18 protein-coding genes are annotated in these 23,747 nt (G+C 73.2%); 9 read left to right on the top strand and 9 right to left on the bottom strand.

The features are described 5' to 3' along the window. Positions 1-162: 162 nt before the first annotated feature. Positions 163-1,467 (bottom strand): alpha/beta fold hydrolase, encoded by a 1,305-nt coding sequence (locus ABZ877_RS03965; RefSeq protein WP_361063838.1) that lies wholly within the window; start codon positions 1,465-1,467, stop codon positions 163-165. A 220-nt stretch (positions 1,468-1,687) separates the two neighbouring features. Here ABZ877_RS03965 and ABZ877_RS03960 point away from each other — a divergent pair, with 220 nt between their 5' ends. Genes ABZ877_RS03960 through ABZ877_RS03945 form a run of 4 tightly spaced genes read left to right on the top strand, consistent with a single transcriptional unit; the run spans position 1,688 to position 5,778 of the window. Beyond that, the gene (locus ABZ877_RS03960; protein ID WP_361063835.1) at positions 1,688-2,461 is read left to right on the top strand and encodes a (Fe-S)-binding protein; all 774 of its coding nucleotides are present in this window, start codon (positions 1,688-1,690) and stop codon (positions 2,459-2,461) included. Beyond that, positions 2,458-3,936, top strand: coding sequence for a LutB/LldF family L-lactate oxidation iron-sulfur protein (locus ABZ877_RS03955; RefSeq protein ID WP_361063833.1), 1,479 nt, complete (start codon positions 2,458-2,460; stop codon positions 3,934-3,936). Before ABZ877_RS03960 ends, ABZ877_RS03955 begins: the two co-directional genes overlap by 4 nt. Further along, positions 3,933-4,592: an LUD domain-containing protein gene (locus tag ABZ877_RS03950; RefSeq protein ID WP_361063830.1), complete on the top strand. Its 660-nt coding sequence runs from the start codon at positions 3,933-3,935 to the stop codon at positions 4,590-4,592. The genes ABZ877_RS03955 and ABZ877_RS03950 overlap by 4 nt, the downstream gene beginning before the upstream one ends. Before the next feature lie 22 nt (positions 4,593-4,614). Beyond that, the gene (locus ABZ877_RS03945; RefSeq protein ID WP_361063827.1) at positions 4,615-5,778 is read left to right on the top strand and encodes a betaine/proline/choline family ABC transporter ATP-binding protein; all 1,164 of its coding nucleotides are present in this window, start codon (positions 4,615-4,617) and stop codon (positions 5,776-5,778) included. On the opposite strand, the gene ABZ877_RS03940 is transcribed toward ABZ877_RS03945, so the two are convergent. The 4 genes from ABZ877_RS03940 to ABZ877_RS03925 form a co-directional block, all read right to left on the bottom strand. Further along, positions 5,775-7,013, bottom strand: coding sequence for an FAD-dependent oxidoreductase (locus ABZ877_RS03940; RefSeq protein ID WP_361063824.1), 1,239 nt, complete (start codon positions 7,011-7,013; stop codon positions 5,775-5,777). The two genes, ABZ877_RS03945 and ABZ877_RS03940, sit on opposite strands and share 4 nt — an antisense overlap. Before the next feature lie 80 nt (positions 7,014-7,093). Beyond that, positions 7,094-8,017 carry an ABC transporter substrate-binding protein gene (locus tag ABZ877_RS03935; RefSeq protein ID WP_361063898.1) on the bottom strand — a complete coding sequence of 308 codons (924 nt, stop codon included), beginning with the start codon at positions 8,015-8,017 and terminating at the stop codon, positions 7,094-7,096. Positions 8,018-8,043: 26 nt separating this feature from the next. After that, positions 8,044-8,718: an ABC transporter permease subunit gene (locus ABZ877_RS03930; RefSeq protein ID WP_361063895.1), complete on the bottom strand. Its 675-nt coding sequence runs from the start codon at positions 8,716-8,718 to the stop codon at positions 8,044-8,046. After that, on the bottom strand, positions 8,715-9,392 hold the full coding sequence (locus tag ABZ877_RS03925) for an ABC transporter permease (protein ID WP_361063892.1): 678 nt from the start codon (positions 9,390-9,392) through the stop codon (positions 8,715-8,717). Before ABZ877_RS03925 ends, ABZ877_RS03930 begins: the two co-directional genes overlap by 4 nt. 299 nt (positions 9,393-9,691) lie before the next feature. Between ABZ877_RS03925 and ABZ877_RS03920 the strand changes: the two genes are divergently transcribed. The 3 genes from ABZ877_RS03920 to ABZ877_RS03910 are packed head-to-tail and all read left to right on the top strand — an operon-like array spanning position 9,692 to position 12,672. Continuing rightward, a complete protein-coding gene (locus ABZ877_RS03920) occupies positions 9,692-10,666 on the top strand; it encodes a glycoside hydrolase family 11 protein (protein ID WP_361063821.1) in 975 nt (324 codons plus the stop codon). A 34-nt stretch (positions 10,667-10,700) separates the two neighbouring features. Beyond that, entirely contained in the window at positions 10,701-11,669 is a 969-nt protein-coding gene (locus tag ABZ877_RS03915; protein WP_361063819.1) for a polysaccharide deacetylase family protein, read from the top strand. A gap of 34 nt (positions 11,670-11,703) precedes the next feature. Continuing rightward, positions 11,704-12,672, top strand: coding sequence for a polysaccharide deacetylase family protein (locus ABZ877_RS03910; protein ID WP_361063816.1), 969 nt, complete (start codon positions 11,704-11,706; stop codon positions 12,670-12,672). 22 nt (positions 12,673-12,694) lie between these two features. On the opposite strand, the gene ABZ877_RS03905 is transcribed toward ABZ877_RS03910, so the two are convergent. The 3 genes from ABZ877_RS03905 to ABZ877_RS03895 form a co-directional block, all read right to left on the bottom strand. Then, complete coding sequence (locus ABZ877_RS03905; protein WP_361063813.1) at positions 12,695-13,915, bottom strand: cysteine desulfurase-like protein; 1,221 nt, start codon at positions 13,913-13,915, stop codon at positions 12,695-12,697. 70 nt (positions 13,916-13,985) lie between these two features. Further along, complete coding sequence (locus ABZ877_RS03900; RefSeq protein ID WP_361063810.1) at positions 13,986-17,870, bottom strand: glycoside hydrolase family 2 TIM barrel-domain containing protein; 3,885 nt, start codon at positions 17,868-17,870, stop codon at positions 13,986-13,988. Positions 17,871-17,949: 79 nt separating this feature from the next. Next, on the bottom strand, positions 17,950-18,651 hold the full coding sequence (locus ABZ877_RS03895) for a DUF6226 family protein (RefSeq protein WP_361063807.1): 702 nt from the start codon (positions 18,649-18,651) through the stop codon (positions 17,950-17,952). A 116-nt stretch (positions 18,652-18,767) separates the two neighbouring features. Here ABZ877_RS03895 and ABZ877_RS03890 point away from each other — a divergent pair, with 116 nt between their 5' ends. Beyond that, a complete protein-coding gene (locus tag ABZ877_RS03890; protein ID WP_361063804.1) occupies positions 18,768-20,840 on the top strand; it encodes a DUF4139 domain-containing protein in 2,073 nt (690 codons plus the stop codon). Positions 20,841-20,845: 5 nt separating this feature from the next. Next, entirely contained in the window at positions 20,846-22,435 is a 1,590-nt protein-coding gene (locus ABZ877_RS03885; protein WP_361063801.1) for a mucoidy inhibitor MuiA family protein, read from the top strand. 151 nt (positions 22,436-22,586) lie between these two features. Here ABZ877_RS03885 and ABZ877_RS03880 read toward each other — a convergent pair whose 3' ends face one another. Beyond that, on the bottom strand, positions 22,587-23,630 hold the full coding sequence (locus tag ABZ877_RS03880) for an XRE family transcriptional regulator (protein ID WP_361063798.1): 1,044 nt from the start codon (positions 23,628-23,630) through the stop codon (positions 22,587-22,589). Between the last annotated feature and the right edge of the window lie 117 nt (positions 23,631-23,747).

Genomic DNA, 23,747 nt, shown 5'->3' with positions numbered 1-23,747 from the left:
GCAGTTCCCCGCGCCCCTGCGATGCGCACTTCGTGCGCCATCGCGGGGCGCCCGTTGGAGGCGCAGCCTCCAGGGGCGCGGGGAACTGCGCGACCAGCCACGACGGCGCGGCAGCCGAAAAGCCACCCGCGCTCCTACGGCGCTGCAGTTGGAGCCCTACCTTCAGACTTCCCCGCGCACCATGCCGAGCAGACGGTCCAGGACGCGGGAGCCACCCGCCCGCAACCCGTCGTGCTCGAACTCGTTCGTCACCCAGGACCGGAGCCCCCGTACAGACGAAGCCGTGCGCAACGCGTGCTCCGTGTCCACGTACATGTCGTCGTGGTAGACGGCCGCGGCGACCGGGACCTCGTTCGCGGCGAGGCGGGTCGAGTCGTAGAGGGGCGCCCAGTCGGTACGGGCGGCCAGGATGTCCGCGACCTCCCGGAGAGGGCGAAGCGCGGGGTCGACCTCGAACTGCCAGGGGTGGATCGACTCACCGGTGAACATGAGCGCCGCGCCGGACGCCACCGCCTTCTCCCCGTCGAACTGGGGGAACTCGCCCCGGACCCGTTCCGCCGCCCAGTCCGTGGCCCGCCCGCCCTGCGCGTAGATCGCCTCGTGCAGCAGCGCGTAGATCGGGTGACCGGCGTACGACAGGGCCGACGCGACCTGTTCCTGGAAGGAGTCGGAGAGGGCCCGGCCGCCCGGCGTGGGCACGAACGCGTCCTCGAGCAGGTAGTGCAGGCGGTCGCTGCCGTCGCTGCCGCCCAGCCAGATGCCGAGCGACTGGAACGCCTCCAGTGTGAGCCGGTACCCGTTGGGGAGGACCGGCTCGTACTCCAGCACGTACGCCGCGATCTCCCGTGCCCGCTCCACGTCCATGGGGTAGCGCGCGTAGTGCGCCCGCACCTTCCGTTCGATGCGCGGGTACGCGGCCCGGTACACGTCGTCGGCGTGGCCGTCGAGCGTCGGCAGGCCGCCGGTGATGAGCGCGGCGCTCAGCCCTTCCGGCGCCGTCGACAGGTAGTGCGTGGCGCAGAATCCGCCGAAGCTCTGCCCGACGATCGTCCAGGGCGCTCCCCCGGCGACCTCGCGGCGGATCAGTTCGCTGTCGCGGACGATCGCGTCGGCCCGGAAGTGGCCGAGGTAGGCGGCTTGCGCGGCCGCGTCGCCGCGCAGCGGGAGGGTCTGGCGGTTGACGGGCGTGGACGCGCCCGTGCCGCGCTGGTCGAGCAGCAGTACGCGGTAGTCCTGGAGCGCGCGGCCGAGCCACGCCTGCTTGCCGGAGAACCGGTTGGCGCCGAAGCCGGGGCCGCCCTGGAGGTAGAGGAGCCAGGGCAGGTCCTCGTCCTCGCGCCCGGCGGCGACCGCTTCACGCGCGTAGACCTCGATGTGTTCGCCGTCCGGGGCGTCGTGGTCCAGGGGGACGGAGAAGCGGCGGTCGGTGAGGACGACCCCGGGCTGGCGGTAGCTGACGACGCTCAAAGCGGCTCCTGTACGGGAGTTCTGCAAACGGTGCGGGCCGACCGGATTCCGGACGTCCGGGGCCGCGCCCAGTTCAGCACACGCCCGCCCGGGGCGTCAGCGGGGGCCCGGCGGAGGCCCGTGTCGGCGTCTCGTGAGCGGGTACGGCTCACGACGTACGCTGCACCCGTCCGATGACCGACCCGAACGAACGATGCCGAACCGAACCGAAGGGGCCACGATGCGTGTCGCGCTCTTCCTGACCTGTGTCAACGACACGCTCTACCCCGACACGGGCCGCGCCGTGGTGAAACTCCTGACCAGGCTGGGCGTGGAGGTGGACTTCCCGACGGCCCAGACGTGTTGCGGGCAGGCCCACTACAACACCGGCTACCGCCACGAGGCCGAACCGCTCGCCCGCCACTACTCCGATGTCTTCGGCCCGGGTCTCGCCTCGGGTGCGTATGACGCGGTCGTCACGCCGTCCGGTTCGTGCGCGGCGATGGTGCGCGAGCTGTACCCGCGCATGGGTGAGCGGGCGCGCGCGGAGGGCCGCGGCGACGGCCTCGCCACCGCTCTCGCCCCGGTGGCGCCGAGGACGTACGAGCTGACGGAGTTCCTGGTCGACGTGTTGGGGGTGACGGACGTCGGCGCCCACTACCCGCACAAGGTGACCTACCACCCCACCTGCCACGGCCTGCGCTCCCTCGGCCTCGGCGACCGTCCCACCCGGCTCCTCCGCGCGGTCCGGGGCCTGGAACTGGTCGAGCTGCCGGGCGCGCAGGAGTGCTGCGGTTTCGGCGGCACGTTCGCCGTGAAGAACGCCGACGTGTCGGCGGCGATGGGCGCCGACAAGGTGCGCAACGCGGAGTCGACGGGCGCGGACGTGCTCTGCGCCGCCGACAACTCCTGCCTGATGCACATCGGCGGCACGATGAGCCGCCTGCGCACGGAGCTGCGGCCGGTCCACATCGCGGAGATCCTCGCGAGCACGGAAGAGGAGCCCCTGGCATGAGCGGCACCTTTGTAGGCATGCCCTCCTTCCCGAAGGCCGCGCACGACGCCGTACGGAACACGACCCTGCGCGCCAACCTGCGCCACGCCACCCACACCATCCGCGACAAGCGGGCCCGCGCCGTCGCCGAGCTGGACGACTGGGCGCGGCTGCGCGAGGCGGGCAAGCAGATCAAGGACCACACGCTCCGCCACCTCGACCACTACCTCGTCCGGTTGGAGGAGGCGGTGACGGCGGCGGGCGGCACCGTGCACTGGGCCGCCGACGCCGACGAGGCCAACCGGATCGTGACCCGGCTCGTGAAGGAGACGGGCGAGTCGGAGGTCGTCAAGGTCAAGTCGATGGCCACGCAGGAGATCGGGCTCAACGAAGCCCTTGAGGCGGCCGGGATCGCCGCCTACGAGACCGACCTCGCCGAACTCATCGTGCAGCTCGGCAAGGACCGCCCCTCGCACATCCTCGTCCCCGCCATCCACCGCAACCGGGGCGAGATCCGCGACATCTTCGAGAAGGAGATGGGCGCGTGGGGCCGCCCCGCCCCCGAAGGGCTCACCGACACCCCCGCCGAACTCGCCGAGGCCGCCCGCCTGCACCTGCGCGAGAAGTTCCTGCGCGCCAAGGTCGGCGTCTCGGGGGCCAACTTCATGGTCGCCGAGACCGGCACCCTCGTCGTCGTCGAGTCCGAGGGCAACGGCCGGATGTGCCTGACGCTGCCCGAGACGCTGATCTCGGTCGTCGGCATCGAGAAGATCGTGCCGACGTGGCGGGACCTGGAGGTGTTCCTCCAGACGCTGCCGCGCTCCTCCACCGCCGAGCGCATGAACCCGTACACCTCGACGTGGACCGGCACCACCGACTCCGACGGCCCGCGCATCTTCCACCTCGTCCTGCTCGACAACGGCCGCACTGACACCCTCGCCGACGAGGTGGGCCGCCAGGCGCTGCGCTGCATCCGCTGCTCGGCCTGTCTGAACGTCTGCCCGGTGTACGAGCGGGCCGGCGGCCACGCCTACGGCTCCGTCTATCCCGGCCCGATCGGCGCCATCCTCAGCCCCCAACTCCGGGGCACGGCCAGCGAGATCGACGCCTCACTCCCGTACGCCTCCTCGCTCTGCGGCGCCTGCTACGAGGTGTGCCCCGTCGCCATCGACATCCCCGAGGTGCTCGTCCATCTCCGGGAACGGGTCGTCCAGGGCGGCGAGGCGGTCCGGCGCGGCGCGAAGGTGACGCTGAAGCCCGCCAAGGGGCACGCGGCGGAGCGCGCCGCGATGCGGGCGGCCCGCTGGGCGTTCACCCACCCGGCCGCGCTCGGCACCGGCCAGCGCCTCGCCTCGCGCACCCGCCGCCTCCACCCGCGTACGCTGCCGGGCCCCGGCCGCGCGTGGACGGCGACCCGCGATCTGCCGAAGGTGCCCGCGGAACCGTTCCGCGACTGGTGGCAGCGGACCAACGGCGGAAAGGACGGCTCCAAGTGACCGGCGCGAGCAGCAGGGACGTGATCCTGGGCCGGGTGCGGCGCGCGCTCGGCGGAGAGGGCGGCGGGGCCCCGACGACGTACGCCACGGACATCGACCGGGACTATCTCCGCGAGCACGGCGGCCGGAGCGTCGAGGAGACGGTGGAGCTGCTCGCGGAGAACCTGGCGGACTACCGAGCGCTCGTGCACAGGTGCTCCGCCGGGGAGCTGGCGGCCACCGTGGCCCGGCTGCTCACCGCGCACGGCACACGCTCCGTGGTGACACCTGCCGGGCTGCCCGGCGCCTGGCTGGCGGAGACCGACGCCGCCCGGGTGACCGACGACGCCGCGAACACCCCCGCCCAACTCGACGGAGTCGACAGCGTCGTCACGGCCTGCGCCGTGGCCGTCGCCGAGACCGGCACGATCGTCCTCGACGGCTCGCCCGACCAGGGCCGTCGCCGGATCACGCTCGTGCCGGACCACCACATCTGCGTGGTGCGCGTACCCGGGCAGGTGGTCTCGTCCGTCCCGCAGGCCCTCGAACGGCTCGACCCGGTGCGCCCGCTCACCTGGATCTCGGGCCCGTCCGCGACCAGTGACATCGAACTCGACCGGGTCGAGGGGGTGCACGGTCCGCGCACCCTGGAGGTGGTTCTGGTGAGCGGGGAGTGACGGGCGCGGTTAGCGTGACTCCATGATCCGGTTCGATCAGGTCACCAAGCGGTACGCGGACGGCACGACGGCGGTGGACGGCCTCTCCTTCGAGGTCTCCGAGGGCGAACTGGTCACGCTCGTCGGCCCGTCCGGCTGCGGCAAGACCACGACGATGATGATGGTCAACCGGCTGATCGAACCGACGTCGGGCCGCATCCACGTCGACGGTGAGGACATCTCCACGCTCGACCCGGTGAAGCTGCGCCGCCGCATCGGCTACGTCATCCAGCAGGTCGGCCTCTTCCCGCACCGCACGGTCCTCGACAACACGGCGACCGTGCCCGCGCTGATGGGCTGGAAGAAGGCGAAGGCGCGGGCGCGCGCCGCCGAGCTGCTGGACCTGGTGGGCCTGGACCCCGGGACGTTCGGCGGCCGCTATCCGGAGCAGCTCTCGGGCGGTCAGCGCCAGCGGGTGGGGGTGGCGCGGGCGCTGGCGGCGGACCCGCCCGTCCTCCTCATGGACGAGCCGTTCGGCGCGGTCGACCCGGTGGTGCGCGAGCAGTTGCAGGACGAGTTCCTGCGGATGCAGGCGGCGGTGCGCAAGACGGTGCTGCTCGTCACGCACGACATCGAGGAGGCGGTCCGGCTCGGTGACCGGATCGCGGTGTACGGGCAGGGCCGCATCGAGCAGTTCGACACGCCGGGCGCGGTCCTGGGGACGCCCGCGACGCCGTACGTCGCCGAGTTCGTCGGCGCGGACCGGGGCCTCAAGCGGCTGTCGGTGACCGCGATCGAGCCGGACGACCTGGAGCAGCCCGCCGTGGTCCGCCTCGACGCGTCCGCCGAGCGGGCCGCCGCCCGGATGCGGTCGGAGTCGGCGCGCTGGGCAGTGGTCCTGGACGAGCACGGTGACCTGCACGGCTGGATCGGCGCCGACGAGGCCGCCCTGGCCGGACCTGACGGCCGGGTCGGTGACCTCGCGCACCGGATGAACGCCTGGGTCCCGGTCGGCGCCCCGCTCAAGCAGGCGTTCGGCGTGATGCTCCAGCACGACGCGGGCTGGGTCGCGGTCCTCGACGGCGCCCGCTTCCTCGGTGTCCTCACCCCGGCCAGGCTCCACGAGGCGCTGCGCCGCTCGGTCGACGCGGACGCGCGGGGCGTGGGCCGGGACGAGGTGCGCTTCGACTCGGTGTCCGACGCCTAGCGGACCGGTCGGTTCCCGTCGTGCCGGCCGTTCATCACGCGCAGGTTCTCGTCCAGTACGGAGTCCGGGACGGCCCGGTCCGGACGGTACGGGGCGAGTGCGGTGACGGGCCGTCCGCCGGCGATCTCACGCGCGGCGAGCCGCCCGAGGACCGGCGCGAGGGTGACCCCGCTGTGCGAGACGAGGTGATAGAGGCCGGGCACCGTCGCGACCTCCCCGACCAGCGGCAGTCCGTCGACAGGGATGGGCCGCACACCGACCCTGGCGCCGAGGGGACGGGCCCGGGTGAGCCCCGGCAGGACCACGCTCGCCCGCCGGTACAGCTCGCGCGGGACACCGTCGAGGGCGGCGGTGCCGTGCCGGATGTTCGCCGGGTCGAGGTGGGTGTCGAGGTCCCAGGACAGCGCCAGGACGCCGCCGTCCGCTGTGGGGCGCAGGTCGACGCCGGGGGTGACGACGATCGCGGTGAGCGCCGGGGCCGGGAGCGGTGTGCTCTCGGCGAGGAGGCCCGGGACCTGCCGCAGGGGAAGCCGGGCCCCCGCGAGCGCGGCGATCCGGTCGGCCGCAGGGCCCGCGCAGTTGACGACGGTGTCGGCGCTCCAGGCGCGGGCCCCGGCCGTGACCCCGGTGACCCGCCCGTCACCGGCCCGCGTCAGTCCGGTCACCGCGACCCCGTAGTGCGTCTCCGCGCCGAGCTTCACCGCCGCGTCCAGCAGGGCGTGGACGAAGCGCGGCGCGTCGTACCAGGCGGCGCTCCCGTAGACCGCGATCTCGTCGGCGGCGCAGGCGGCGGGGTCGACGGCGGGCGCCAGGTCGCGCAGGGCGGACGCCGGGGCGAGGCGGCAGTCGTGGCCCCAGCCCCGGGCGCGCAGGACCCGTGTCCGCAGCGCCCGGTGGGCCGCGTCGCCGTCGGCCCACTGCACGAGGGGCGCGGGGTGGCGCCAGGCCGGGCCGCCGAGCGTCTCGGAGAGCAGGCGGTGCTCCTCGGCGCCCTGCCGGTTGAGCTTGTAGTAGGCGTACGGGGTCTTGAGGTGGCTCACGTCCGCGGAGAAGGTCGCGCCGGAGGTGCCGGACGCGGGCTGCGCCTCCTCCACGACGACGACCCGGACGCCCTGGAGAGCGAGGTGGTAGCCGACGCAGGCGCCGAGCACCCCCGCGCCGACGACGACGGCCGAGCGGGCCGGGGGCGTCGGGGGCGCGGGGGCCGCCGGCGCGGCGGGGACTTCTGGGTCCATGGCTGATCCTGTTCGGTGGGTCCGCCGGGAGGCGCTTCGTCTTCCCGCGCATCGGCCCCGCCACACCCGCGAGGACCGGCCTACTTCAGGAGCCCCTTGTCGCGCAGATAGGCGCGGGCGACGTCCTCGGGCAGCCGCCGCCAACTGTCGACCTGGCGGTTCATGGCGGCCAGATCCGCGGTGGTGAGGACGGAGTTGAGCGCGCCGAGCGCCTCGGCGACCTTCTCGCCGCCCGCCTGCGAGCGGTTCACGACGGGCACGATGTGGTCGGCGTTCTGGAGCTTCTTGTCGTCGGCGAGCAGGACGAGCCCGAAGTCGGCGAGGGTGGCGTCGGTGGTCGTGGTGAGCACCATCTGGTCCTGCCCGTTCTGCACGGCCTTCTTGGACTGGGTGGTGCCGACGCCCTTCGGGTCGACGCCGGTGACGTCGATCCCGTAGACCTTCTTCAACCCTGGTGCGCAGTACGGGCGTTGCACGCATTCATCCCCGGCGGCGAGCCGCACCCCCAGGCCCGCGGCGCCGAGGTCGCTGAGCGTCTTCAGGCGGTGCGCGGCGGCGTAGGCGCGGGTGACGGCGAAGGCGTTCTGGTCGACGGCCCTGCCGGGGTCGAGGACGACGAGGCCGCGCGGCCGGGCGAGCGTGCGCAGCGCCTTCATGGTGGCGCCGAGGTCGGGTGAGCCGACGGGGGCGGCGTCGGCCCCGTGCGTCTTGGCGTTGAGCCAGTCGGCGAACGTGGCCGCGTACTCCGGGACGACGTCGATCTGCCCGGACTCCAGCGCGGGTTCGTACAGTTCGCGGTTGGCGACGGACAGCGTCTCGGTCCCGTACCCGGCGTTCTTCAGGAGCAGGGAGTACATGGTCGCGAGCAGGTCGCTCTCGGTGAACCCGGCGGACCCGATGACGAGGTGCCGGCTGTCGCCGGGCGGCGCGGTCACCTCGCCCCGGTTCTCCAGCGACGGCCCGGTGGCGCATCCGGCGAGGAGGAGCGCGGCGCCGAGGAGCACCGCGCACCGGCGCCGTCCCGACCCGCTCACCCGGCCCTCCCCCACGCCCACGCCGGCCCGCACCGCTCGGCGATCTCGAAGACCCCCTCGACGACGAGCGCGAACACGGCGACGAGCGCGGCGCCCGCCACGACCTGCGGGGTACTGGCGAGGTTGAACCCGGCGGTGATGATCCGCCCGAGCCCGCCGCCGCCCGCGAGCGCGGCGATGGTGGCGGTGGCGACGAGCTGCACGGCGGCGATCCGCACCCCGTTGAGGATCATCGGCAGCGCCAGCGGGGCCTCCACCTTGAGCAGCATCTGCCGCCCGGTCATGCCCATCCCGCGCGCGGCCCGCACGACTTCCCGGTCGACCCCGCGCATGCCCACGTACGCGTTGGTGAGCAGGGGCGGCACCGCGAACAGGACGAGGGCGACGACGGTGGGCCCTTCCCCGTACCGGCCGAGCGGGGTGAGGAGCAGCAGTACGAGGACGGCGAAGGTGGGCACGGCCCGCCCCACGTTGGAGAGGTTGACGGCGAGCGCGCCGCCCTTGCCGAGATGGCCGAGGACGAGGGCGACCGGCAGGGCGATCAGACACGAGACGACGAGGCAGACGACGGTGAGGACGAGGTGCTGCGCGAGCCGGTGCCAGACACCGTCGTCACCGGACCAGTGCGCGGGATCGGCGAGCCAGTTCCAGGCGTCGGTGAGGGTCTTCACGCGCGGCTCGCTCTCGTCCACGGGGTGAGGAGCCGTCCCACGCCGAGCAGCAGCAGATCGGCGGCGACGGCGATGACGACGCACAGCACCGAGGCGGTGAGCACCTGCGCCTTGAAATACGTGTTCATACCCGTGTAGATCAGGTTGCCGAGCCCGCCGTGCCCGACGATGGCGCCGACGGTCACCAGGGAGACGGCGGAGACGGTGGCGATGCGCAGCCCCGCCATGGCGGCGGGCAGCGCGAGGGGCAGCTCGACGGCGAGCAGCAGCCGGATCGGCCCGTACCCCATGCCGCGCGCGGCCTGCCGGGTCTCGTCCGGGACGGCGCGCAGCCCGGCGAGGATGTTCCGCACGAGCAGGGTCAGCGAGTACAGCACGAGCCCGGCGACGACGAGTGTGGCCGAAAGGCCGTAGGCGGGCAGCAGCAGCGAGAACATGGCGAGCGACGGGATCGTGTACAGCACGGTGGTCAGGGCGAGCACGGGTCCGGCCGCCCATCCCCACCGCCGGGCGACGACGGCCAGCGGCACGGCGATGACGAGCGCGATCGCGACGGCGACCGACGTGATCTGCAGATGCTGCACGACGGCGTCGAGCAGGATGTGCCGCCGCGTGCGCAGGTAGGCACCGCAGACCCATTCATTGCGGGCGAGGCAGTCGTCCGGCGGCGAGATGAGCACGCGTCCATTGGAGCGGCGCGGGCGACGCGGGGCGCGCCGGGTGAGCCGTACGGGCGAGACGCGCCGCCCGCGCCGTCTCGAAAATCACCGACAACTTTCCGAAACTTTCGAGAGATAGAAAGCCGGTATGGCCGACGCAATGCCCAACGACTACCCCCTTGCGACCTGCTATTGCCTGCTGAAACGGTGGGCGGCCTTTCGATGCCGTTGTCGAAACTCTTGACACTTGGCAGGGCCAGATCAAAGCTGTCGCCGTCACAGGAAGAGCACGAGGTACAGGAGGAGGCACGCCCGTGAACGACACCCCCGTACACCGGTTCAGGTGGCTCGTCAGCAGTCTTTGCGCCGCGCTGCTGGTCGCCGTCGCCGCGCTGGCCCTGCCCGGCACCGCGCGCGCCGACACGACCGTCACGACGAACCAGACCGGCACCGACAACGGGTACTACTACTCGTTCTGGACCGACGCCCCCGGCACGGTCTCCATGAACCTGAGCTCCGGCGGCAGCTACAGCACGTCCTGGAGGAACACCGGGAACTTCGTCGCCGGCAAGGGCTGGGCCAACGGCGGACGCAGGACCGTGACGTACTCGGGGACGTTCAACCCGTCCGGCAACGCCTATCTGGCGCTCTACGGCTGGACGTCGAACCCGCTGGTCGAGTACTACATCGTCGACAACTGGGGCACGTTCCGGCCCACCGGCACCTACAAGGGGACCGTCACCAGCGACGGCGGCACGTACGACATCTACAAGACGACGCGGTACAACGCGCCGTCCGTCGAGGGGAACAAGACCTTCGACCAGTACTGGAGCGTGCGGCAGTCGAAGCGGACCGGCGGCACCATCACGACCGGGAACCACTTCGACGCGTGGGCCCGCGCCGGTATGCCGCTCGGCAGCTTCAACTACTACATGATCATGGCGACCGAGGGCTACCAGAGCAGTGGCAGCTCCAACATCACCGTGGGCGGCACGGGTTCGGGCGGTGGCGGTGGCGGCAATGGCGGATGCAGCGCCACGCTCTCCGCCGGACAGTCATGGAGCGACCGCTACAACCTCGACGTCGCCGTCAGCGGCTCCAGCAACTGGACCGTCACCATGAAGGTCCCCTCCCCCGCCAAGGTCCTCTCCACCTGGAACACCACCGCCAGCTACCCCGACGCCCAGACCCTGGTCGCCAAACCCAACGGCAACGGCAACACCTTCGGCGTCACCATCCAGCACAACGGCAACACCACCTGGCCATCCGTCTCCTGCAGCACGAGCTGACCGCCGTCCCCTCGATGTCCAAGGAGCCCCCACCATGCGTCCGCGTTCCCTGATCGCGAGATTGGCGGTCGTCGCCCTGGCCGCCGCGAGCACCCTCACCGTCCACGCCGCAGCGCCCGCGCAGGCCGCCGCCTGCACCGGTTACGTCGGCCTCACCTTCGACGACGGCCCGTCGAGCACCACCCCCGCCCTGCTCAACGCGCTGAAGCAGAACGGCCTTCGGGCCACCATGTTCAACGAGGGCCAGTACGCCGCCGCCAACCCGGCCCAGGTACGGGCGCAGGTCAGCGCCGGGATGTGGGTCGCCAACCACAGCTACACGCACCCGCACCTGACCACGCTCGGGCAGGCGCAGATCGACTCGGAGATCACCCGCACCCAGCAGGCCATCGCCAACGCGGGCGGAGGGACGCCGAAGCTGTTCCGGCCGCCGTACGGCGAGACGAACGCGACGGTCAGGGCCGTCGAGTCCAAGTACGGCCTGAAGGAGATCATCTGGGACGTGGACTCGCAGGACTGGAAAAACGCCAGTGTCGACCAGATCGTGTCGTCCGTGGGACGGCTCACGAGTGGCCAGGTCATCCTGATGCACGACTGGCCCGCCAACACGCTCGCCGCGATCCCGCGCATCGCGCAGAACCTCGCCGCGCGCGGCCTGTGCTCCGGCATGATCTCGCCGGTCACGGGCCGCGCCGTCGCACCCGACGGAGGATCGGACGGCGGTGGCGGTGGCAATGGCGGGTGCACCGCCACGCTCTCCGCCGGGCAGTCATGGAGCGACCGCTACAACCTCAACGTCGCCGTCACCGGCTCCACCAACTGGACCGTCACCATGAACGTCCCCTCCCCCGCCAAGGTCCTCTCCACCTGGAACACCACCGCCAGCTACCCCGACGCCCAGACCCTGGTCGCCAAACCCAACGGCAACGGCAACACCTTCGGCGTCACCATCCAGCACAACGGCAACACCACCTGGCCATCCGTCTCCTGCAGCACGAGCTGACCGCCGTCCCCTCGATGTCCAAGGAGCCCCCACCATGCGTCCGCGTTCCCTGATCGCGAGATTGGCGGTCGTCGCCCTGGCCGCCGCGAGCACCCTCACCGTCCACGCCGCAGCGCCCGCGCAGGCCGCCGCCTGCACCGGTTACGTCGGCCTCACCTTCGACGACGGCCCGTCGAGCACCACCCCCGCCCTGCTCAACGCGCTGAAGCAGAACGGCCTTCGGGCCACCATGTTCAACGAGGGCCAGTACGCCGCCGCCAACCCGGCCCAGGTACGGGCGCAGGTCAGCGCCGGGATGTGGGTCGCCAACCACAGCTACACGCACCCGCACCTGACCACGCTCGGGCAGGCGCAGATCGACTCGGAGATCACCCGCACCCAGCAGGCCATCGCCAACGCGGGCGGAGGGACGCCGAAGCTGTTCCGGCCGCCGTACGGCGAGACGAACGCGACGGTCAGGGCCGTCGAGTCCAAGTACGGCCTGAAGGAGATCATCTGGGACGTGGACTCGCAGGACTGGAACAACGCCAGTGTCGACCAGATCGTGGCGGCCGTGGGACGGCTCACGAGTGGCCAGGTCATCCTGATGCACGACTGGCCCGCCAACACGCTCGCCGCGATCCCGCGCATCGCGCAGAACCTCGCCGCGGGCGGCCTGTGCACCCGCATGATCTCGCCGGTCACGGGCCGCGCCGTCGCACCCGACGGAGGATCGGACGGCGGTGGCGGTGGCAATGGCGGGTGCACCGCCACGCTCTCCGCCGGGCAGTCATGGAGCGACCGCTACAACCTCAACGTCGCCGTCACCGGCTCCACCAACTGGACCGTCACCATGAACGTCCCCTCCCCCGCCAAGGTCCTCTCCACCTGGAACATCAGCGCCGGCTATCCCGACGCACAGACCCTGACCGCCAAACCCAACGGCAACGGCAACAATTTCGGCGTCACCATCCAGCACAACGGCAACACCACCTGGCCCACCGTCTCCTGCAGCACGGGGTGACGCGGGTCGGTCCTCCGGTCTTTCAGGCCGGGACCGGCGTGGCGTCGAGGAGCCGCAGGGCCGCGAGGAGCCGGTCCACGTCCTCCTCGCTGGTGTAGGGGGCGAACCCGGCCCGTACGCCGCCCTCCGCGCCCAGGCCGAGCGCCTCCGCGGCGTGCACGGCGTAGAAGGAACCGGCCGGGGCGTCGACGCCGTGCGCGGCGAGGTGGCGGGAGACCTCGGCCGGGCTGTGGCCCGCCACCGTGAACAGCACGATCGGGGTCGGGTACGCGGGGCGGCCGTGCACGGTGATGCCGGTCAGCTCCGCGAGCCCGTCCGCGAGGCGCTTCGCCAGCGCGTGCTCGTGCTCCTCGAGCGCCGCGAACGACGCGGTCAGCCGTGCGCGGCGGCTACGGCCCCGGGCGTCCGGGTCGAGGTCCGCGAGGAAGTCCACCGCGGCGTGCGCCCCGGCCAGCAACTCGTAGGGCAGCGTGCCCAGTTCGAAGCGCTCGGGCACCTGGTCGCTGGACGGGAGCAGCTTGTCGGGGCGCAGGGACTCCAGGAGGTCGGCCCGGCCGGTCAGCACGCCCAGGTGCGGGCCGAGGAACTTGTAGGGCGAGCAGACGAGCGTGTCGGCACCCATCGCGGTGACGTCCACGAGGGCGTGCGAGGCGTATCCCACGGCGTCGACGTGGAGCAGGGCGCCCGCGCCGTGGGCCAGGGCGGCGATCGCGGGCAGGTCGGGGCGCGCCCCGGTGAGGTTGGAGGCGGCGGTGACGGCGACGAGCCGGGTCCGCCCGGACAGGTGCGGCTCGATGTGCTCGGGGCGCAGTTCGCTCGTCGCCGGGTCGAAGTCGGCCCACTTCACGACCGCGCCGACCGCTTGGGCGGCCTGCACCCACGGCCGGATGTTGGAGTCGTGGTCGAGCCGGGTCACCACGACCTCGTCGCCCGGCTCCCAGGTCTTGGCGAGCGTGCGCGACAGGTCGTACGTGAGCTGCGTGGCGCTGCGTCCGAAGACGACGGTGCCGGGCGCGGTGCCGAGCAGGTCGCCGAGGGCCTCGCGCGCCCCGGCGACGATGCGCTCCGCGTTCAGCTCGCCCTCGGTGGTCCGGCCGCGGTTGGCCGTCGGTCCGGTCAGCGCGGCGACGACGGCGTCGATGACCGGCTGAGGGGTCTGCGTGCCGCCCGGCGCGTCGAACCGGGCGGAGCCGGAGGCGAGCGCGGGGACCTGGGCGCGGATCGCGGCTATGTCGAAGGGCATGCGTCAACTCCAGGGGGTGGCGGGTACGCCGCCGGGCCGCGGCGTACCCCGAGTCTCCCGTACGGCCCCGCTAGCGCGTGGCGGTGGGCCGCCGTGCGGCCCTCGGCGCCTCCGTCACGTCCGTGAGGGGCCGCAGCCGGTAGGTGTAGGCGTAGTCGCGGTCGGCGAAGAGCTTGTACGCGTCGTGGGTGTGCGCGCCCCAGCTGTTGTCGCCGCCGACGCCCATCTGCCGGTGGTTGACGCGCAGGACCACCTCGTCGCGCGGGGTGAGCTGGTAGTCGTGGCGCGCGCCGACGGACAGGTCCTCGGGCGTGAAGTGGGAGGCGTTGAGTTCGAGGAGCCCGTCGCCCCACACGAGCAGGCCGCGGCCGCGCCGGTCGGTGAGCGCCGCCCAGCGCACGTCCGTCTTGTTGCCGTTCTCCTGCGGCCGGAGGTAGGGGGTCCACTGGTCGCGCACGGTGGAGGAGTAGCGGCCCACGTCGGTGCCGTCCTTGCGGTCCCAGTGGTTCTCCTCGGGCCCGCGGCCGTAGTAGTGCAGCCGGTCGAGGGCGGCGGGCAGGTGCAGGATCGTGCCGACCTCGGGGATGTACGGGAGGTCGGGGGCGCCCGGGTGGAGGGTGTTGTCGACCTTGATCTCGCCGTTGCCGAAGACGGTGTAGGCCGTGCTGTACGCGGACGCGGTGGACGTGGGCAGGGTGCCCTTGACGGTGATGACGACCGCGCGGCCGTCGAGCGCGCGCACCGTCACCTCCTCGACCTCGCGGCGGGCGCCCGCGTCCCGCCAGGTCTGGTTGCGGGTGTGCTGGCCGTTGCCCTGGTCGTTGTCGGTGGGGGCGCGCCAGAAGTTCGGGACCGCGCCGGTGACGAGCAGCTTCGTGCCGCCCGCTTCGAACGTCGTGAGGAGCCCGGTCGACTTGTCGACGACGACCTTGAGGCCCTTGGCGCCCGTGACGGTGACCTTCGCGGCACCGTCCTCGTACGACAGCCTCGGGATGCCGGCGAGCGGTACGGGGGTGACCTCGGGGCTGTGCGCGTCGAGCGGGAGTTGGACGCGGGCCACCTCGAAGCCGGCGTCCGCCCAGGGGGCGCGCTCCTTGGTGGTGAAGGACAGCTGGAGGAAGTATTCGGCGCCGGGGGCCGGGCGGTCCGGCAGGCGTACGGGGACGGTGATGTCCTTGCTGCTCAGCGGGGCCACGTCGAGCTGGGCGCGGCTGAGCCTGCCGCGCCGCACCACTTCTCCGTCGCAGGCGAGTTCCCAGGAGCCGTCGTAGGCGCGGAGGGTGGTGAACAGGTTCTCGTTGGTGAGGGTGATCTCGCCGGGCGCGCCGCCGTCCTTGGGGGTCGCGACGATCGTCTGGTAGACCCGCTTGACCTGGGCGGCCTTTCCGGTGTGGCCGCGGTCGGGCAGGACGATGCCGTCGCCGCTGAAGGCGCCGTCGTTGGGGTTGTCGCCCCAGTCGCCGCCGTACGCGGCGAACGTCTTGTCCCGCGCCTTCTCCGTCGCGTGGCCGGCGGTGCGGGCGTCGAACCAGAACCGCACGCCGTCGTCGTCGGGGCCGCGCCCGTCGTCGGCGAGTTCGGCGGCGGACAGCGCGCGGGCGTACACGCGGGCCCGGCGGACGGTGCCGCTCAGCTCCCGGGTGGGGTTCTCGACCTCACCGGCGAGGGAGAGGGGTGCCGTGGATCCGGTCGGCCTGCGCGTGGTCGTCCTCGTCGCCTTGACCGCGCCGTCCACGTACAGGGTGAGCGTGCCCTTGTCCGCGTCGAGGACGCCCGCTATGTGGTGCTCGACGCCCGTCCAGCCTTCGTCGGGCGTGGTCCAGGACGCGGCGATCCACTGGCCGTCCGCGTAGAAGAAGAACTCCAGGGTCTTCCCGGACTGCTTGAGCGCGTAGTGGGTGTCGCCCTTGGCGAGGATCGGCTGGTCGTAGCCGCGCACGTGCGGGGTCGTCCAGGCTTCGAGGGTCAGTGAGCCGCGCAGGTCGAGGCGGTCGTCGCGGGCGAAGACGGTCGCGCCGGAGACGCCCTTGTCGCTGCTGAAGGAGCCCGAGGGGTTGACGATCTGCCCCGTGAGGCGCGCGGGTCCCGTCTCGGTGAGGAGGGTGCGGGGCGGGGTGGGCCAGTTCAGGGCCTGGTCGACGAAGTCCCAGATCCAGCCGCCTTGCAGGACGTCGTGGCGGCGTACGACGTCCCAGTACTCCTTGAGGTTGCCGGTGGAGTTCCCCATCGAGTGGGCGTACTCGACCATCACGTACGGGCGGGTGTCGGAGGTGTCCTTCGCGCGCTCCTCGACGCGGCTCGGCGACTCGTACATCTTGGAGCGGATGTCGCTGACGCCGGGCCGGTCGTCGCCCTCGTAGTGGATGACGCGGGTCGGGTCGTAGCCGTGGATCCAGTCGTGCATGGCCTTGAAGGCGGAGCCGCCGCCCGCCTCGTTGCCGAGCGACCAGATGACGGCGGAGGCGTGGTTCTTGTCGCGGTGGACCATGTTCTGCGCGCGGGCGACGCAGGCGGTGGTCCAGTCGGCGCGGTCGCCCGGGTAGGAGCCGTTGATGCCGTGGGTCTCCAGGTTGGTCTCGCCGACGAGGTAGAGGCCGTACTCGTCGGCGAGTTCGAGCCACAGCGGGTTGTTGGGGTAGTGCGAGGTGCGCACGGAGTTGATGTTCAGCCGCTTGATGATCTCGATGTCGCGGACCATGTCGGCGCGGGTGAGGGCGGAGCCGCGGTCCGGGTGCATCTCGTGGCGGTTGGTGCCGCGCAGCGAGACGGGCTGCCCGTTGATCCGCATGAGGCCGTCCTTGAGCGCGAACTCGCGCAGGCCGACGCGGTGCGAGAGTGTCTCGACGACCTTCCCGCGCGGGTCGCGCAGGCGCAGGACGGCGGTGTAGAGGTAGGGGTCCTCGGCGGACCACAGGCGCGGCGAGGGGACGGACTTGGCGCCTTCGACGGTCACTTCGGCGTCCGTCAGCGCCGCCGGGCGGGACAGCGGTCTGGACCAGACGGCGTGCCCGTCGGCGTCGTAGAGCTGGGTCTCGACGGTGTAGGTCGCCCCGTCGGCGTCGCCCGCGTAGTCGCGTACGTGCGCGGTGACCGACAGCTCCGCCGACGTGTATCCGTCGCCCAGCGGGGTCTCGATCTTGAAGTCGCGGAGGTGGACCGTGGGCGTCGAGTACAGGTACACGGACCGGAAGATGCCGCTGAGGCGGATCATGTCCTGGTCCTGCATCCAGTCACCGTCGGAGTAGCGGTAGACCTCGACGGCGACGTGGTTGGTGCCGTCCTTCAGGTAGGGCGTGACGTCGTACTCGGCGGGTGTGTACGAGTCCTCGTGGTATCCGGCGAGTTGGCCGTTGACCCATACGTAGTGCGCCGCCTTGACGCCCTCGAAGTGCAGGAACGTCCGCCGGCCCCGCCAGCCCCGCGGCACCGTGAACGTGCGCCGGTACTGGCCCACCGGGTTGTAGCGGGTCGGCGCGGCGGGCGGCTGGGCGTCCTCGCCGAGCCCGTTGGCGCCCCACCACGGGTAGGTTATGTTGACGTAGATCGGGCGGTCGTGGCCGTGCATCTGCCAGGCCGAGGGGACGGGGATCGTCTCCCAGCCGGAGTCGTCGAGGTCGGTGCGGTAGAAGTCGTCGAGCTTGTCGGCGGGCCGCTCCACGTACGCGAACTTCCAGTCGCCGTCGAGGCTCTGCCGGTACGGGGATCTGGTGCGGTCGGCGGCGAGGGCCTGGCGGACGCTCTCGTACGGCATGAGGGTGGTGTGGGCGGGCTCGGTGCCGAGGCGGAAGAGGTCGATGTGCCCGTTCCACTCGTCGCCGCCCGCGGTGACGTCGCCCGCGGCGCCGAACGCCTTCGCGCCGGGCAGCACGGTCGGCAGCGCGAGCGCGCCGAGCACGGCGGCCCCCGCTTCGAGGAGACGACGACGGCTTACGTACGGGTGGGACGCGTGCGGCATGGCTGTGCCCTTCCGGCCGGGAGCTCGTGCGGGACCGCGCCCACCCTAGGAAGGGAACACAACCGAGACAATAATGACGTCAGATTCTGTCGCTTTCTGAGTGCTGGTTCCGGAAGCCGCCCTCCGCTTCCGCCCAGGGGGCGCCCCGCACCACCTCGTACGGCGACCGTCCCGCCCGCGCCGCCGCGAGCGCCTCGCCCACCGGGAACCGCTCGTCGTCCCAGTCGCTCGCCGACCAGTCGTCGTTCCCCGTGGCGACGATCGCGCGGCCCCGCCCCGCGTCGACGTGCGTGAACGCGCCGGTCACCACGGCCGTCACCAGCTCGTCGACCGCCTCCAGGAGGGAGTCGGAGCCGTCGTCGCAGGCGTCGCAGCCGCAGTCCGGCAACAGGCCCACCTGCACGGCGGGTTCACCCGCGCCGATCACCAGGGCCGTGCGCGGGACCCCGTCCACGGCCGCGTACCCGAACACGAGCGGCAGGGCGTCCGCGCGCGCCGGGCGCAGCCGCACCGCGTCCACGACCGGGACGTCGACGGCCCCGCGCCACACCTTCGCCGGGTCGACGGCCTCCTCGGCCACGGCCAGGCCGCTCGCGCGCAACGCCCGCGACCACGCCTGCGCGCGCGCCGCGAGGATGCGGTACTTCTCCGGGCGCGTGCACCGCTCGTACTCCTCGTCGCGCACGTCGCGGTCGGCGTGCGGGTCGGGCCAGGGCGGGGTGTCCGCCCCGGTGCGGGCGAACGCCTCGGTCACGGCCCTGCGCAGCGCGTTGTCGTCCATACCGGGAACCCTACGCAGCGCGCGTACACCGCTCACCGGGGCTCCCCACCCCATGATCACGGCGTAGTCTGCGACCGGGACCGGGTCGGTGACGGCGGTGCACAGGGGGACACACGATGACGGACACGCGTACGGGGACGGAAGCGGCGCGGGCGTGGGGATCGACGCTCACATCGGTGGTGGTGTACGCGCAGGGCGCCGTGTGCGTGCGGCGCGCGCGGGGCGTCGTCACTGCGGACGGCGGCCGGGTGCGGGTCGGCGGGCTGCCGCTCTCGCTCGAACCGTCGTCGCTGCGAGCCGCCGTCGTGGACGCGCCGGGCGTACGGGTCGCCGAGGCACGGTTCGCCGTCGAGGCCGAGCCCTCCGCGTCCGACACGGACGAGGAGCTGTACCGCGAGGTGGAGCGGCTGACCGAGGCGTGGCGGGCGGCCGAGGCGCGGCGCGACCGGCAGCGGCGGCGGATCGAGGAGGTCGCGGCGGTGCGGCCGGTCCAGCCGCCGCGCAGGCGCGACGATCCGCACCGCCGCACCCCCGTCGACGCGTGGCTCGGTCTCGCGGACTTCGTGGACGAGCGGCTCGCGGCGCTGCACGCGGAGCTCGACGAGCGGGACGAGGAACTGCGCCGCGTCGCCCACGAGCTGGACCTGGCCACCGAACGGCTGCACCACGCCCCCACGGATGCCGCGCCGGACCCGGTACGGGTCTCGGCCTCGGCCCTGCTCACCCTGGAGGGCACGGCCGGTGACGAGATCACGGTCGACGTCGAGTACCGCGTGCCCGGCGCCGTGTGGGCGCCGTCGTACCGGCTGACGCACCCTCAGGGCGAGGGCGGCGGGCGCCTGGTGCTGCGGGCGTCGGTCGCGCAGCACACCGGCGAGGACTGGACCGGGGTACGCGTCGGCCTGTCCACCGCCGACCTGCTCCGCCCCACCGGCCTCCCCAGGCTCCGCTCCACCCGCATCGGCCGCCGCCAGCCACCGCCCGCCCCCTCCGGCTGGCGCGAGCCGCCTGCCGGGCTGTCCGAGCTGTTCGCGGGACATGACGCGGCGGGACCACGGCCGGTCTCGCGGACGTCGTCGGCCGGCGCCGCCGGATCGGCACCGGCACCGGCACCGGCACCACAGCTCTACGGCTTCGCCGAGGAGGAGCCGTCGTACGACGTCGCGCCCCCGCCCGGCACCGGGGAAGCGCCGGTATACGGGGCACCCCCGCCCGCACCGGCCGCGCCCGGGTCCGTCCGGCCCCGCTCGGTCGGCAAGGCGCGGGCGGGAGCGCCCCTGTTCGCCGACGCCCCGATGGCGTCCGGCGCCGCCCCCGCGCCGCCTCCCCCGGCCCCGCCCCGGTTCGGGCCGCCGCGACCCAGCGCCGCCGAGCTCGACTACGGCGACCTCGTCCTGGCCGGCGCCGACGCGCCGGACGGGCGGCGCGGGCTGCTCGCGCCCGGGACGCCCGAGAACCCCGCGGCCGCCGGGGACCGGGAGCGCGCCGCGTCGGTGCGGTTCCTGCCGCTGCCCGGACACGCCGTGCCGCCCCGCGTGTCGGCCGGCTCCTTCGACCACCGGTACGACGCCGAGGGCCCCGCCGACATCCCCTCCGACGGCACCTGGCACACCGTCACCGTCACCGAACTGCCGGTCGGGCTGCGCACCGAGTACGTGTGCGTGCCGTCCGTCGAGGAGACCGTGTACGCGACGCTCGTGCTCACCAACGAGACCGACCGGGCCCTGCTCGCGGGCCCCGTGGACCTCACCTCCGACGGCGACCAGCTCCCCACCACGGCCCTGCCCACGATCGCCCCGGGCGGCACCGGGCGCATCGGGCTCGGCCCGGCCGAGGCGATCCGGGTCAGCCGCCGCACCGAACTGCGCGAATCCACCGCCGGGTTGCGCAACACCACCACCGTCCTCGACCACCGCGTCCACGTCGAGCTGGCCAACCGGCTGCCCCGCACGGTCACCGTCGAGGTCCGCGAACGCGTGCCCGTCACCTCCGAGGGCGACATCCGCATCGAGGAACACGGCGGATGGACGGCCCCGCCGGACGGCGGCGACGGACCCGAGCGGCCCGTGCCCGGCACCCGCCTGTGGCGGGTGGACGTCCCGGCGGGCGGCACCGCCGTGCTCGACGGCGGCCACGAGATCCGCCTCCCGGCCGCCAAGGCCCTCGTCGGCGGAGAGCGGAGGAGCTGACCACCATGGCGACCACACCCCGCACCGCTTCCGGTGCCACCGACCTGATCCCGCTGCCGGTCACCGCCGTGACCTGCCTGGAGGACCGCGCCCACGTCGAACGCACGGCCGCCCTCACACTGCGCCCCGGTGTCCAGCGCCTGCTCCTCGGCCCCCTCAGCGCGCTCGCCGTCGACCGCAGCCTGCACACCAACCTGACCGGCGACGGCGCCGACGGAGCCACCGTCCTCGACGTGCGTCTGGTACGGGCCTGGACACCGCGCTCGCCCGAGCCGCCCGGCGACGAGGACTCCCCGCTGCGCCGTCACACGTACGCCCTCCAGGAGGAGGAGCGGGCGCTGCGTCAGCGCCGCGACCGGCTGACGGCCCGCCTCGACCTGTTGGAGCGGCTCGCCGCCGACCTGCTGCGCGAGATCGGCGAGGGCGCGGGGTACGGCGAGAGCGAACCCGAGCGCTGGGGCCGCGAGCTGGACCGCGCCCACGTCGAACGCGACCGGTACGAGGACGAGCTGGGCGCCGTGGAGGCACGATTGCGGACGCTGGAGACGGAACTGCCGCGCGCTCTCCACGCGTTGCACGCCGCCGAGGAGGAACCGCCGGAGCTGACCGCGCACGTCGAGCTGACGGTGCGGGCGGCGGCCGCGGGGCCGGCGGAGCTGCGGCTCGGCCACCTCACCCCGTGCGCGCTGTGGCGCCCCGCCTACCGGGCCACGCTCGACGCGGGCCGCCTGTCCCTGCGGACCGACGCGATGGTGTGGCAGCGCACCGGCGAGGACTGGTCCGGCGTCCGGCTGACGCTTTCGACGGCCCGGTCGGGGCTCGCGACCGCGCCGCCGCGGCTCGTCGAGGACCGGCTCGCCCTGCGGGACCGGACCGCCGTCGAACGCCGGACCGTCGACATCGAGGTGCGCGAGGAGGACATCACCGACGTGGGCCCGGCGCCCGTTCCCGGGCTCCCCGGGGTGGACGACGGCGGCGAGGTCCGTGTCCTGCGCGCCCCCGCGCCCGCCTCCGTGCCGAGCGACGGACGCGCGCACCGTGTGCCGCTGACCGAGACGACCGGCGCGGCCCACAGCGAGTACGTGTGCGCGCCCGAACTCTCGCCGCTCGTCACCCAGGTGGTGCGGTTCGCCAACACCAGCGGGCACGCGCTGCTCGCCGGGCCCGTGGAGCTGGTCCGCGACAGCGGCTTCACCGGCCGCTCCACCCTGGACTTCACCGCGCCCGGCGCCACCGCCGAGCTGGCGTTCGGCAGCTCCGACAGCCACCGGGTGCTCCGCGAGACCGAGGAGTCCCGCGACACCTCGGGCCTCACCCACCGCACGGTCCTCACCCGCACCGTCCGACTGCACGTGTCACGCTTCTCCGCGCCGGACGACACCGGCGAACGCGTGATCACGCTCCGAGAGCGGATCCCGGTCTCCGAGGTCGCCGACGTCGAGGTGCGGCTGCGCAAGGACGCCTGCTCGCCCGTCCCCGACGCACTCGATGCCGAGGGCATCGCCCGCTGGGACGTCTCCCTGCCACCGGGCGGCCGCCGCACCGTGACACTGGTCTACGAGGTGTCGGCGAGCGGCAAGGTCAACGGGCTGTAGCCGCCAGGCTGTCCGGGACAGGTTCGCCCTGTCCCGGACAGCCGAACCCCTTGCCGGACAGGTCCCGGCCCGGCAGTTTCTTCCCCGGCGCCGGCTGCGAGGGGCACGCTCGGGGGAACCCTCGCGGCCGCGCCGCGCACAGGGCACGGACTCAGCCAGCGGTCGAGGTGGCCGTCCCCGTGGAGATGCGGCGGATCACGAAACGCTGACCCGCCGAACCATCACAGGCCCGCACCACCGCCTCGATCCCGTCGACAGGCCGCTCACCCCGCGCCCCGGCCGTCACGCACCGCGCGCCGGTGACTTCGAGTACGTAGGTGGAGGAGGTGCCCCGCACATGTTTTAGGCGCAGGGGGCTGCCCTCGCGGCAGTTGTCGAACGGTTCGAGGAATCCTTTCGGCGGGCCGTCCTCGCGGGCCACCAGGCATCCGGCGCCGTGGTCCGGGTGGTACCAGCGGACGCGATGGCGGCCGTCCGCCGTCGCGCGCAGCTCGGTGACGGGCGGGGACGCCTCCGCGCACGGCCGGAACACGGCGATCAGGCTGTCGTACCGCTCCTGCCTGTCCATGCCGTCGGTGAGACAGAGATCCGGTCCTTCCAGGGGCCGGACGGTGACCGCGCCCACGGGGACCCCGGCCTTGCCCGTCGTGTCGTCGTCCCTGCTCGCCAGCACCGCCGTGACCACGAGCGCGGCGGCCAGCACGGCGCCGACCAGGAGCAGCGGCCCGCGCCGCCGCGCCCGCACCAGCCGTTTTCCGCCCCGCCGTAAGGACCCGCCTGCCCCCTCGGCACGGACCGGAACACCGCCACCGTCCGCACCGTCCGGATCACCATGCAGGCCCGCACCGCCGACACCGGCCTCGGGCCGAGCCCCGGCGTCCGTGTCCGCCCCGTTCGTCGCCAGGCGGGCCCGCGCCGCCTCCCACTCCGCGGCCTCCTCCTCGCTCACCCCGCACGCGCGCACGAAGGCGGACAGGAGGTCCGCCTTGGGAAGGGCCTCCCGGGAGAGGGCGCCCGCGAGGGTGCTGCGGGCCAGGACGTCGCCGTTCCTCGCCGCGCGCAGTTCGAGCTGGCGGTACGTGAGTCCGGACGCCTCCTTGCGGCGGCGCAGCAGCGCCACGAACTCCCGCACGGTCCGTGCCTCGCCGGGCCCGTCCACCACCTCGTACGCGCCACCCCGCGTCAGGTCGTCCACCGCCGCTCGTCCCCCGCCCGCCCAGATGTTCGCCGAACCGGCTCAAGTGTCACCAGGGCCCGCACTCACCACAAGAGCTGATCGCGTCAGTCGCGGCCCGCCGGTCCCCCGACGGGC

The organism is Streptomyces sp. NPDC046939 (genome assembly GCF_040644575.1).
Lineage (GTDB): Bacteria > Actinomycetota > Actinomycetes > Streptomycetales > Streptomycetaceae > Streptomyces.
This window is presented reverse-complemented; position numbering and strand designations above follow the sequence as displayed.